Origin of the sequence: Sphingomonas pituitosa NBRC 102491, assembly GCF_001598435.1 — a bacterium.
Lineage (GTDB): Bacteria > Pseudomonadota > Alphaproteobacteria > Sphingomonadales > Sphingomonadaceae > Sphingomonas > Sphingomonas pituitosa.
Genome location: NZ_BCYY01000046.1, coordinates 1 through 11790 on the forward strand (window position 1 = coordinate 1; position 11790 = coordinate 11790).

Here is an 11790-nt window from a genome sequence, read left to right on the forward strand (position 1 = left end):
AATGGCGCATCAGGACAATAAGGCCGGCACCATTCGGCCCATTGTCGGTCCGCAGCCAGTTCTTCACCGTCCGCGGATTGACGCCCATCAGCCTCGCCATACGTTTTATCTGCAGCGGGCCATCTCCGAAATCACGACGAAGCGCATCCGCGACCTCGATCGCCAACGTCGCCTTGATCTCGGCGATCGGATCCACCGGAAAGGCCTTTCCGTCCGACGCCTGAACTTTTCGGTCCCTTTTCGACAACGACATTCCATCCTCCATGCAGTTACGAGGAATGAAGTTGATCAAAGCGGGCCCGGCCCGCGACAGAGTAGAGGGTCGCGGTGTCGCTGGAATCCTTGCAGTCGAATCCGAAGCGCGCTGCCCAGTACGTGCGCATGTCTACGGATCATCAGCGGTATTCGACCGATAATCAGGCGGACAAGATCGCCGAATACGCCGCTACGCGTGATTTCGTAATCGTCCGCACCTATGCAGACGAAGGCAGAAGCGGCCTCAACATCGCGGGACGTGACGCACTCCGCCGCCTGATCGACGACGTCCAAAGCGGTGCAGCCGACTTCGAGGCCATTCTGGTCTACGACGTCAGCCGCTGGGGCAGGTTCCAGGACGCAGACGAAAGCGCCTACTACGAGTTCATATGTCGTCAGCGCGGCATCCACGTTCATTACTGCGGCGAGCAGTTCGAGAACGACGGGAGCCTCACGTCCGACATGATGAAAGTCATGAAGCGCGTGATGTCGGGTGCCTACAGCCAGGAACTGTCGACCAAGGTGTTCGTCGGACAGTGCCGGCTCATCACGCTCGGCTATCGGCAGGGCGGTCCCGCAGGCTATGGCCTCCGCCGGTTCCTCGTGAACGATAGAAACGAATTGAAGGCGCCGCTCGCTGCGGGCGAGCACAAGAGCCTGCAAACCGACCGGGTGATCCTGGTTCCAGGGCCCAATGATGAAGTCGAAACGGTTCGTCGGATCTATCGCCTCTTCGTGCTCGAACTGCGATCGGAACGCGAAATCGCCACGATCCTCAACGGCGAAGGGCGCAAAACCGATCTTGGTCGAGCATGGAACCGGGCGGTCGTTCGTCAAATCCTGGTCAACGAAAAATACATCGGCAACAACGTCTACAACCGCGTCTCCTTCAAGCTGAAGAAGACGCGGGTCGTGAATCCACCCGAGATGCTGATCCGACGGGACGGCGCGTTTGAAGCGATCGTCGATCCTGGGATCTTCGCCGCCGCCCAGAGCATCCTGGCCGAGCGGGCACGACGCTTCAGCGACGAACAGCTCCTCGACCTGCTCCGTTCGCTCCTTGCGTCACGCGGAACGCTGTCGGGCATGATCATCGACGAGGTTGAGGATATGCCATCAACGGCGGCATACCGGTCACGCTTCGGCAGTCTGCTACGCGCCTATCAACTCATAGGGTATGAACCGGTCCGCGACTATCGCTACGTCGAGACGAACCGCCAGCTCCGGCTGATGCATCCCGATGTCCTGGCACGCACGGTTGCGGGCATCGAACGGATAGGCGGCGAGGTGATCGTCGACGAACTGACCGATCTCCTCGTCGTCAATCGCGAACTGACCGTAGCGATCGTCATTGCACGATGTCGTCGGACGGAAGCTGGATCGTTGCGCTGGCGAATCCGGCTCGACGCGGGCCTGCGCCCCGACATAACCGTCGTCGTGCGCCTCGAACCCGATAACGCAACCGTACGAGACCATTATCTGCTGCCCTGGATCGATGTCGGAGCAAAACTGAACATCGGCATGGCCGAGGATAACGGCGTCATGCTGGACGCCTATCGCGTGGATGATCTCGCCCCCCTCTACCATATGCTTCGGCGCCATGCCGTGGAGCGTGCCGTATGACCCCCGAAATCATCAGCATTCCGATCGCCGCCATCGAAATACTCAACCCTCGCGCGCGCAATCGGCAGGTGTTCGACGAACTCGTCGAAAGCATTCGCACCGTCGGGCTGAAGCGACCGATCACAGTCCGCCGGGCCTCGACCGGCAATGGATACGAACTAATCTGCGGCCAGGGCAGGATGGAGGCCTTCGCCAAGCTGGGGCAGACGCAGATTCCTGCCATGGTCATAGAGGCCAGCCGAGAGGAATGCTTCGTCATGAGTCTCGTCGAGAACCTGGCGAGACGCAATCAGTCGCCCATCGAGCTGATCCGGGAGGTGGGCGCGCTGCGGAAGCGGGGGTACAGCCACGCGGAAATCGCCCGCAAAATCGGCTTCAGTCCGGAGTACGTCTGGACTATCAACATGTTGCTCGAAAAGGGAGAGGAACGTCTCATCGACGCAGTCGAACGCGGGATCGTTCCACACACCATCGCGGCGGAAATCGCCAGGGCAGACGATGTCGAGGTTCAGCGCGCACTCACCGACGCGTACGAACGCGGCGAACTTCCCGGGTCCCAGATCCTCACGATCCGGCGTATCGTCGATGAACGCAATCTCATCGGCAAGCAGCTGAAGTCGGTCAATACAAGCCCGACCAAGAAGCGCGCCACCACCTCCGCCGCGCTCGTCCGCGCGTATCAGAAGGAAGTGGAGCGCCAGAAGCTGCTGGTCAGAAAGGCGGAGCTTACCGAGAGCCGCCTGAACTTCATCGTCGCCGCAATGGGACGGTTGCTGGCCGAAGCGCATTTTGTCGATCTGCTCCGCGCAGAAGGACTCGCCCGGCTACCACAGCCCATCGCCCAGCGGCTTGGCCTTGCGGAGGCTTAATATGACGCCGCCCATCCGAATCTCCTTCGAGCCGACGGTCGTGGACATCATTATCGACCGTCTGCTGCCGCTCCGCCCGATGACCGTGCCGATCATCAAGTCGAGGAAATATGCGAGAATCGCCAGCTCGATTGAACAGGTTGGCGTCATAGAACCGCTGGTTGTCACGAAAGCGGATGGTGATGGCCGACACATGCTCCTCGATGGCCATCTCAGACTTCACGCACTTCAGGCGAACGGTGCGACCGCCGCGCCTTGCATCGTCTCTGACGACGATGAGGCATTCACCTACAACAAGCGCGTCAATCGCCTGGCGACCGTCCAAGAGCACTACATGATAGCTCGCGCAATCAGTCGGGGCGTCCCGCCAGCGATGATCGCCGCCGCGCTCGGCATGGACGAGAAATCGCTCGGGCGACGGCGTTCACTGCTTGACGGCATCTCTCCGGAGGCGGTGGAGATATTGAAGGACAAGCAGGTAAACACCGCCGTATTCGACGTCCTTCGGAAACTGAAGCCGCACAAGCAGTTCGCCGCCGCGGAGATGATGACGGCGATGAACAACTTCACCGCAGCGTACGCCCGGGCGATCCTCGCCGCCACTCCGCAGGACCATCTCGCAAACCCGGACAAGCCGAAGAAGCTGGCAGGCGTGACACCGGAGCAGATGGCGCGCATGGAGCGGGAATTGGAGTCGTTGAACACGACCTTCCGGGCTCGAGAGACGACGTTCGGCGACGACGTGCTTCAGCTCGTCCTGTCGGCGAAGTACGTCGAGCGGCTTATCGCAAACGAGAACGTGGCGGGCTATCTATCAGAACGCCATCCGGAGATACTGGCTCAGTTCCGCACGGTGTCGCAGGCGACATCCCTCGACGCGGGATGACCTATCTGTGGCGGGGGCCGGGCGTGTTGGTGCCGTTCAGCGACCAGAGCAAGAAGCCACCTTTGGACGGAGTTTCCGATTGGACCATGCCACGCTCGCGCATGTTGCGAAGCGCAGCGCCCACGCGCTTCTGAATCGTCTTGATAAGCTTCTTGTCGGAGAGGTTAAGCTCGCGTTCCTCCATCAGGCGCTTCGTTATCGACGCGCCGTCCATTGGTGATCCCGACTTCCTCAGCATGTCGAGAATTGCCCGGGTTACCTGTCCCTTGAAGGCGTGGTGGCGCGGCGGCATCGGCTTGGCCTTGATCTCGTCGAGATCGGCGTCCGGGTCGAAAAGGAGAATCGTGCAGTCGACGTGATCGAGGTCGATCAGCGCCTGACGAAGCTGGTCCTGCAGCGCGTCGACGCGGCCGGCAATTTCGCCGCGCTTGTCCTTCAGGGCGGAAATGGCGTTGGGACGTTCCATATGCCCATTGAAGCATCAATCTAGCAGATCGGGGAGGCCCCAGTTGGTCCCCTCTGCTCCACAATGCTGGAGTTCCAGCGCGCGGTGCTCGATTCGCTGCGCCAGCCGCTGGAAGCCGGGGTGGTGAGCGTCGCGCGGGCCAATGCGCACGTCACCTTTCCCGCGAGGGTGCAACTGATCGCGGCGATGAATCCGTGCCGCTGCGGGCATCTCGGCGATCCGGCGCTCGCCTGCGCGCGGGCGCCCCGCTGCGCGGCCGACTATCAGGCGAAGGTCTCCGGCCCGCTGCTCGACCGCATCGACCTGCATGTCGAGGTCCAGCCGGTCACCGCCGCCGATCTCGTCCTGCCGCCGCCCGCGGAGGGATCGGCCGAGGTCGCGGCGCGGGTAGCGGCGGCGCGGGCGCTCCAGACGGCGCGCTATGCCGGCACGGTCGTGCGGACCAATGCCGAGGCCGATGGCGAGCCGCTGATGGCCTTTTCCAGCCCCGACGAGCCCGGCCGCAAGCTGCTGGCGCAGGCGGCGGAGGCGATGCGGCTCTCGGCGCGCGGCTATACGCGGGTGCTAAGGGTTGCGCGGACGATCGCCGACCTCGCGGGCGTCGAGGGGGTAGGGCGCATCCATGTGGCGGAGGCACTCAGCTACCGCCGCCAGGCGCCGCGGAGCTGAGCGCGACTATCGCCGTGCTTCCCGCCGCCGACAGCGGGAGAAGCTCGCGACGAACGTCAGGCCCGCGCAGATGCCCCCGATCGCGTAGATCGGCGTCGTCGTCCAGTCGAACCGAGCGCCCGTCAGTGCAGAGGCGAAGCCGCGGGAAAGCGAGGCAGGGATCAGCGCTGCGGTCGCCGCTACCGTCACCAGCCCGATCAGAACGGCAGCGGGATAGCGCACGTGTCGGATGCGGATCAGGCAGAGGAAGCCGATGAGGAGAATGCCACCCATCATCAACTTCACCGCCGGGCCGACATCGTCGGCAACCTTCCAGCTGCTCGCCGGCAAATGGTGTAGCCCCGCGCCCATAGCGGCGGCCGAAGGGGAAATGCCGGCATAGGCAAGCATCGCGCTGGGCAGGAAAACCACCACCGCCCAGGCGCTGATCCAGGCCATTAGAAAACATCGGAACGGCATTCAGCCTCCTGTCATCGTCTCGCACCAACCGGATGACGGAGAGACTGGCCGGAAGCGGCAGCGGGCACAAGGGGTGCTGGGGCAACCTCCCGCCCCTCTTCGCGTTCAGCCGCGATGCAACAGCCCCGAAACGAAGCGCCCGACGGCGAAGCGCCCGATCTGCCTCCCGAAGAGGAGGAGGAAGTCCAGGATCGCGAGGCGGCATCGTCGCGCGTCATCCATGAGGTCATCCGCCGGCAGGGCGACGAGGAACTCGACCGTCCGGCGAGTTCGCTGTTCTTCTCCGGCGTCGTCGCGGGCGTGGCGATGGCGGCGTCGGTGCTCGGGCGCGGGCTGATCGAGAGCCATCTGCCGGATACCGCATGGCGGCTGCCGGTGGCGAGCATCGGCTATTGCCTGGGCTTCGTGATCGTCGTGCTCGGGCGATTGCAGCTGTTCACCGAGAGCACGCTTTCGGCCGTGATCCCCGTCGCGGCGGCGCCGACTTGGCGCAATTTCGCCCGGCTGGGGCGGCTCTGGGGGCTGGTGCTGGCGGCCAATCTCGTCGGCACGCTGCTGATCGCCTACCTCACCACGACGGGCTGGGTGGGAACCGAGGCGAGCACCAAGGCGATGCTCGATACCTCGCGCAGCCTGCTCGAGCTCTCCGGTTGGGACGCGGTGCGCGCGGGCGTGCCGGCGGGGTTCCTGATGGCGGGCGTCGCCTGGTCGCTGCCGGGAGCGCGGCGGCAGGAGTTTTTCGTGCTGGTGTTCTGCACCTATTTCATCTCGCTCGGCGAATTCGCGCACGTCGTGGCAGGCGCGGTGGAGGCGTGGATGCTGTGGCTGGCGGGCGAGGCGTCGCTCGGCTGGGTACTGGGCGGCTTCCTGGCGCCGGCGCTGCTCGGCAACATCCTGGGAGGATCGGTGCTGTTCGCATTGCTCGCGCACGCACAGGTGCGCGAAGAGACGTGAAGCGGGTTGCGGCGCGCGCGCGGTTCGTCTAGCCGTGCGCTTCCGTCGCTGCCCCTGTGGCGAAATGGTAGACGCATTCGACTCAAAATCGAACGCCGAGAGGCATGCTGGTTCGAGTCCGGCCAGGGGCACCAGTACATATTGAGAACATTGTAGAAATCCGCGGAAAACTGCGATAAAATCGCTGTTGACAGTCCCGTGGTTTCTCATTTTGCTCCGCTAAGGCCCACGAAAACTGGGCCACGAATCGGTGGACCACGGAGCTCGCAGGAGTCGTGGCCCACCATGCTCACCGTCGTCGAAATCCGTGCGCTGAAGCCTCGCGATCGCCCGTTCAAGGTGTCGGACCTTCTTGTGCAGCCATCCGGGGCGTTGCTCTGGCGCTTCGCTGCAAAGTTTTCGGGATCGAGCGGAAGCTGTCGCTGGGGAGCGTCCCCCAGGTGACTCTGCAACAGGCGCGGCGGAAGCGCGACGAGGCCCGCGCCGAGCTTACAGATGGCTTCGACCCGGTGGAGGCCAGGCGGCTGAAGCGCCTGGAAGCGGAACACGCGGCGAAGACCACCTTCGGGTTGGCCGCCTCCGAATATATTGAAAAGATGGAGCGCGAGGGGAACCCCGCCGCTACGCTGAAGAATGCGCGTTGGTTTCTGGAGCTGCTGGGCGGCATCGCCAAGCGGCCGATCACCGACATCACCCCGCACGAGTTGCTGGACACGCTGAAGCGTGTCGAACGAAAGGGGCACCACGAGACGGCGGTTCGTCTGCGGTCCTTTGCGGGGCGGGTGTTTCGCTACGGCTTCGCGACGTTGCGCACGGAGCGAAACCCCGCAGAGATCCTTCGTGGCGCGCTGATCGTCCCACGCGTGAAGCACCACGCTGCGATCGTCGAGCCTATGAAAGTGGGGGAGCTGCTTCGGGCCATTGAGGACTATAAAGGGCGGCCGGAAACGCTCTATGCCTTACGCATCGCGCCGCACGTCTTCCTGCGGCCGGGCGAACTGCGGCAGGCCAAGTGGAACGAGATCGACTTCGTCGACAAGGTCTGGCGCGTGCCGGCCGAGCGTATGAAGATGAAGCAGCCGCATGCCGTGCCGCTATCGCGCCAGGTGGTGTATCTTTTGCAGGAGTTGCGTTCGCTTCCACGAACGAGCGAATATCTGTTCCCCGCGCGCTACATGACGCAGCGTCCGCTGGCGCACGGCGAAAGGGATCGTGTTCGGGCTGCATATCATCGTGGCGCGCATTGGGAGGAACGCGTTCGCATGGCGCAGTGGTGGTCGGATTATCTCGACCAGCTGCGGGTGGGGGGGGCACGGTAATCAAGGCGAAATTCAAGAAGCGCGGATGAAGTCGGCCTAATCGCCCGCGGTGAAGGGAACCAACCGATTGAAATACACGTCTTAAAATAGGTACTTACCGCACTGCAGCAAAAACTGGGCCCCAGGGGCCGGGCCCCACTCCCCTTTTCGTAAATCGGGTTCGAAGCACAAACGCGATCGCGTTGGGCAACTACGAACGTCGGAAATGTCCCACGATCGTTCGGCAGCTGGCGACCAGAGCCAGTCTTTCGCGAATTTGCCACCGAACGACAGCTGCGGACAGAAGCGGCGGTTCAAGCCTAGGGGAAGCACGAACTCTCAATGCTGGCAAAGGGAAGGGTTTGAACCCGCGTGTCTGTGCGTCGCAGCGAAAGCTCAGCCACGAAGAGGTTGGGAACCTATCACTTTAAATTATCGCGCCCTGTCCACGAGCGTTGCTGAAGCGCATATCATACGTTGTGGGGCCGTCACGATAATCGGTCAGTCCCAGCCATGTCGAAGAATAGCCGATCGCAGTCGCAGCCGCGTTCTGAGGTCGCGCATCCGGCGGGTTGACGTAGCCGTCCGAATATTTGGCGATCAGGCGGTCGGCCATAGCCCACCATGCGTCCGCGACATCCCCGGCATGGGCCGCGCATGCCGCCGTCAGGCCCTCTGCGTCCGCCCCCCCGAAGCGCTCATCCCACTCATCGAGAACCGCCCTGCCCTTGACCTCGAGCTGCCGCTGGAGCGGTAGAATGTCCGCCGTGCACATGCGGCGAAAATTGAGCCGCGCCCAATTGGCGACGAAGTCGAATGCCCACCATGCCGATGTGCGGCTGAAGACCTGGGGGTCGCCGGTTTGATAAGCGGCGGGCAGGTCGAGTATCCTTGTCGGAAAGGGAACGAAGCAGGTGGTGTAAGCGACGTCGGCACCGTACCAGCATATGCCGCGCGTCTGATTGGGCGCGCTTGCGGGACGTACATGCGAAACCGTGGTATACCCCTGGTAGAAGATCGAGATCGCGCGTTCCCACGCGCCGAACAGCTTCTGGTCCGAGATGTTGTTCTGCGCACCGTCATACGGGCCGATGAAGCGGTTGGGATCGCCATATGGTCCGGCCGCGATCCCCTTGGTGAGATCGAACTCGGTCCCCTCATAATGATCGCGATAGAGGCCGAACACGTCGTCGAGCGTCAGTCCAGCGGCGGGTGCGACCGAAAACGGATAGTCGCGCGTGAAACTGGCCCCGTTCACCCACGGGCTGAGCGCGAGGTCGGGATTGACGCGATCGAATACCCGCCAGACCCGCCGGAGCGAATAATAGGGGTGGTTGTATTCGCCGTCGCTGACCGACGGCAGCCAGTCTAGCTTGCCGCCGTCCTCCTTCGCCCAACCGAGCTTGCGCACGCCGGAAAGCAGCAGCTTCGAGAAGCGCTGGTCGGGGTCCTTTGGATCGAGATCGCGGATACGGAACTCGTTCGCGGCGACGAACACCGTCCCGTCGGGCACCCGCTGCGCCGCCCAGGCCGAGTGATACTCCTCGTCGGGCAGCGCGCACATCTCGAACACCCACGCCTCGTCGGCGTCGCCGACGAGCAGCGTCTCGCCGGTCGAGAAATAGCCATATGTGTCGATCAGTCCACCCATCAGCTCGACGGCCTCGCGCGCGGTTTGGCACCGTTCGAGCGCGATCCGCGAGAGCTCGGCACTGTAGAACAGTCGGCAGTGTTTGCCCGTCCGTGCTGCCTCCGCCTGAGACACCGCATCCGGCTGGAAGCGGGCGCCGTTGGTGCACTCCCCGAACATCAGATTGTGCTCGTTCATGATCCCGTAGTTGCCGTCGAAATAAGCGAACGTGTGCCTGACCTGCGGAATCTGCCCGATCATCGGCGTGTCGTCGCGCTCCGGCATCTCATAGTTCGGCCCGCGCGTACGGCTGACGAGGCGAGGGTACGGAGTGGTGGATCCGTCGATCACTGCGCGGGTACTTGCCGGCGAAAGATCCTGCGCGGGCACGTAGATGATCCGCTGGTCGGACAGCTCGTTGTCATCGGAGTGGGTCACCATCGTCGATCCGTCGGCGGTCGCACCTTTGGTGATGATCATCGTCGTGCACATGAGCCTGTTTCCTGACAGGAGGGCGCGGCGGCATCGCTGCGGAACCGCGAAGCCGCTGCTCGGGAAGGCCGGCGCGGGCCAAGCGGGCACCGCGCCGATAGGATCCTATTTCGAGTACCAGACGCCCAGTTGCGATCCGATGTTGTTTATGATCCCACCGACGCCCGCACTGCTCGTCGGCAGCACCGGGCGTTGAGGATAGGGCATGCCCTCCTCGTCCACGAAGAACAGCTCCTTGTCGGGAAGATTCTCGTAGATCACGACGAACGACGAGCCGCCATAGTTGAAGGTTCCCATCCGCTGGCCCTTGCCCACCTGCGCCCCGCCTTGCATCGCGCCGTCGAACGAGATCGTCGACGTCTCGCTCATGCCGAGCGGTATGCAGCAGACATGGCCATAGTCGGGCGTCTTGAAGACGATGATCCCGCGTGCGTTGACGTGCGTCAGATAGGGAAGCGACGCGGTGGTCGCCCCGCCAAAGTCCGGCAGCACCAGTTTCTTGAAGAAGCACCCCGAGACGACGAGCGGCTCGAACAGGACCTCGCCGTTCACCGGCACCCACCATTGATGGAAATTGTAAGGATTGAGATAGGTCTGGAGGACGTAGCCGCCCTCGAACATATCCGGCAGCCTGTAGTGGTCGATCACCTCCTGTTGCGCGGGATCGGGCGAGCGCAGCATGTCCGACAGCGAATAGTTCATGTCCTTGAACCAGAACACGTCAGTCTTCTTGACACGCAAGTCCCAGCGAAACAGCGACCCGTCATTGGGACAGATCACCGTCCGGTTCGAATGCGGGTCGGCGACCGGCCGTTGCTTGCAAGGGTCCTTGAACTCACGCGTGAAGAACGAATTCCACGATGTCCAATAAGGAAGGATCTCCTGGTCCTTCTTCCAGTCCTCGAACTTATACTGCGTCTTGGCCGCGTCGCTCAGCCAGCCCTCGCCATCGACCATAAACCCCGAAGCCGATGCGAGCGTGCCGAGGAAAATGTGCCACTCGTTGAGGATCGCCGCCATCCGCTCGTTGAAGTCGGGCAGTCCGAACAGCGTGCTGCCGGCGAGCGTCGGATCGATTCCGACCACCCATGCCGAAAAGGGCAGGCCGACCAAGTCGCTACTGTAAAATTTGGGAGCAATGGTCATGATCTTGTTGAAACCGTCGAGCAGATCCTCCTTGCTCGCGATGCGGGGCACGGAGACGTTGTCGCCGGGATTTCCCTTGGGATCGGCGATCACGACGTTTTCGTTCTGCCGGCAGGCATCGGTGATGAACTGCTCGACCATCGGGTTGCCTCCGATGAACGCGTTCATCGCAACGATGCTCTGCGCCCATGGCGTCGATGGGGTTGCCGCCAGCTCGTCGTAAAACTGCTGCCAGGCCGGGCTGTCAGGCGCCGGCAGCCAGCCACTCCGCAGATTGCTTGGATAAGGATGGACCTCGAACTGGCCGACCGAAAGCGATGCGCGCATATTTCCTCCATCTGATGACGATCCGGTGGCATTCGGGTCTCGAAGTCGTTCCCATGCCACAAGAAAACCCGCCGCATTGTCGCGTCGAGCAAGCGAGAGCGCTCCATTGTCTCAGCCGTTGCTACTCAAGAATCAGCCAACGATGAAATTAAGCCTATATAAAATCCCAATATACGTAAAATGAATTATCGTGATTCTAAAATTAATTATTAGATATATATGCTTTTCAGCAATATATGGAACGGCACATGTAAGCGGCGAGACAAAATTTCAATTATTTCAGGAAGATTATTGGATAATTTGTGCGTTCATAGTGAGATAGCGGTGAGTCAATCCGGCGAAAGATTCAGCGTCGACTCCCGCCCCATGAACCAATATGGACCACGCTTAAGAATGTGTCCTTATCGCTAAATGAACCGTGCCGGGTCTGCCGCAGGCTTCAACTTCTGACAATTTAGAGCCCGCATGAGGACGATGACAAACAAATTCACACCCGAGACTCGCGAGCGGGCGGTGCGGATGGTGTTTGATCACGAGCGCGATTACCCGCCCTGCCATTTGGTGAGCGAACTGGTACGGTCCCGGGCTTCTTGTGGTATGATGGGCGGCCGCGTAGGCTCTGGAAGCCAGCTCCTGGCGAGACCTGCCGTTCGACACGCAGCGCAGAAGCGGCAGATTTGTCCCACGATCCGGCATTCGATTGCGGCCGCAGTCGA

General features: G+C 62.1%; 10 protein-coding genes, 1 tRNA gene and 1 pseudogene. 7 read left to right on the forward strand and 5 right to left on the reverse strand.

The window, feature by feature from the left end:
* Positions 1-253: hypothetical protein (locus SPI01S_RS21140; protein WP_444544599.1), on the reverse strand; the 253-nt coding region annotated here is incomplete at its 3' end.
* A 74-nt stretch (positions 254-327) separates the two neighbouring features.
* Between SPI01S_RS21140 and SPI01S_RS21145 the strand changes: the two genes are divergently transcribed.
* The 3 genes from SPI01S_RS21145 to SPI01S_RS21155 are packed head-to-tail and all read left to right on the forward strand — an operon-like array spanning position 328 to position 3633.
* The gene (locus tag SPI01S_RS21145) at positions 328-1878 is read left to right on the forward strand and encodes a recombinase family protein (protein WP_066727271.1); all 1551 of its coding nucleotides are present in this window, start codon (positions 328-330) and stop codon (positions 1876-1878) included.
* Positions 1875-2747, forward strand: a complete 873-nt coding sequence (locus tag SPI01S_RS21150) for a plasmid partitioning protein RepB C-terminal domain-containing protein (RefSeq protein ID WP_066727272.1) — start codon at positions 1875-1877, stop codon at positions 2745-2747. The genes SPI01S_RS21145 and SPI01S_RS21150 overlap by 4 nt, the downstream gene beginning before the upstream one ends.
* Before the next feature lies 1 nt (position 2748).
* The gene (locus SPI01S_RS21155) at positions 2749-3633 is read left to right on the forward strand and encodes a plasmid partitioning protein RepB C-terminal domain-containing protein (RefSeq protein WP_218017645.1); all 885 of its coding nucleotides are present in this window, start codon (positions 2749-2751) and stop codon (positions 3631-3633) included.
* 1 nt (position 3634) lies between these two features.
* On the opposite strand, the gene SPI01S_RS21160 is transcribed toward SPI01S_RS21155, so the two are convergent.
* Positions 3635-4099 (reverse strand): hypothetical protein, encoded by a 465-nt coding sequence (locus tag SPI01S_RS21160; protein WP_066727277.1) that lies wholly within the window; start codon positions 4097-4099, stop codon positions 3635-3637.
* Positions 4100-4168: 69 nt separating this feature from the next.
* Here SPI01S_RS21160 and SPI01S_RS21165 point away from each other — a divergent pair.
* Positions 4169-4768, forward strand: a pseudogene (locus tag SPI01S_RS21165) (ATP-binding protein); the annotation flags it as partial.
* A gap of 6 nt (positions 4769-4774) precedes the next feature.
* On the opposite strand, the gene SPI01S_RS21170 reads toward SPI01S_RS21165, so the two are convergent.
* Positions 4775-5227 carry a hypothetical protein gene (locus tag SPI01S_RS21170; RefSeq protein WP_157084830.1) on the reverse strand — a complete coding sequence of 151 codons (453 nt, stop codon included), beginning with the start codon at positions 5225-5227 and terminating at the stop codon, positions 4775-4777.
* A 114-nt stretch (positions 5228-5341) separates the two neighbouring features.
* Here SPI01S_RS21170 and SPI01S_RS21175 point away from each other — a divergent pair, with 114 nt between their 5' ends.
* From SPI01S_RS21175 to SPI01S_RS21185, 3 genes are all read left to right on the forward strand, one after another.
* Positions 5342-6181, forward strand: coding sequence for a formate/nitrite transporter family protein (locus SPI01S_RS21175; protein ID WP_066727281.1), 840 nt, complete (start codon positions 5342-5344; stop codon positions 6179-6181).
* Positions 6182-6231: 50 nt separating this feature from the next.
* Positions 6232-6315, forward strand: a tRNA-Leu gene (locus SPI01S_RS21180).
* Between the two features lie 306 nt (positions 6316-6621).
* A complete protein-coding gene (locus SPI01S_RS21185) occupies positions 6622-7500 on the forward strand; it encodes a tyrosine-type recombinase/integrase (protein ID WP_306305031.1) in 879 nt (292 codons plus the stop codon).
* Positions 7501-7906: 406 nt separating this feature from the next.
* Here the strand turns inward: SPI01S_RS21185 and SPI01S_RS21190 are convergent, their stop codons facing one another.
* Together SPI01S_RS21190 and SPI01S_RS21195 are read right to left on the reverse strand one after the other, a co-directional pair.
* Positions 7907-9601 (reverse strand): dipeptidase, encoded by a 1695-nt coding sequence (locus tag SPI01S_RS21190; protein WP_066727282.1) that lies wholly within the window; start codon positions 9599-9601, stop codon positions 7907-7909.
* Between the two features lie 105 nt (positions 9602-9706).
* Entirely contained in the window at positions 9707-11074 is a 1368-nt protein-coding gene (locus SPI01S_RS21195) for a phosphatidylserine decarboxylase family protein (protein WP_066727284.1), read from the reverse strand.
* Positions 11075-11790: the final 716 nt, after the last annotated feature.

Coding starts and splice junctions, on each gene's coding strand:
- SPI01S_RS21195 (WP_066727284.1), bottom strand. CDS start 11,074: ATGCGCGCATCGCTTTCGGTCGGCCAGTTCGAGGTCCATCCTTATCCA.
- SPI01S_RS21160 (WP_066727277.1), bottom strand. CDS start 4,099: ATGGAACGTCCCAACGCCATTTCCGCCCTGAAGGACAAGCGCGGCGAA.
- SPI01S_RS21155 (WP_218017645.1), top strand. CDS start 2,749: ATGACGCCGCCCATCCGAATCTCCTTCGAGCCGACGGTCGTGGACATC.
- SPI01S_RS21175 (WP_066727281.1), top strand. CDS start 5,342: ATGCAACAGCCCCGAAACGAAGCGCCCGACGGCGAAGCGCCCGATCTG.
- SPI01S_RS21190 (WP_066727282.1), bottom strand. CDS start 9,601: ATGTGCACGACGATGATCATCACCAAAGGTGCGACCGCCGACGGATCG.
- SPI01S_RS21150 (WP_066727272.1), top strand. CDS start 1,875: ATGACCCCCGAAATCATCAGCATTCCGATCGCCGCCATCGAAATACTC.
- SPI01S_RS21170 (WP_157084830.1), bottom strand. CDS start 5,227: ATGCCGTTCCGATGTTTTCTAATGGCCTGGATCAGCGCCTGGGCGGTG.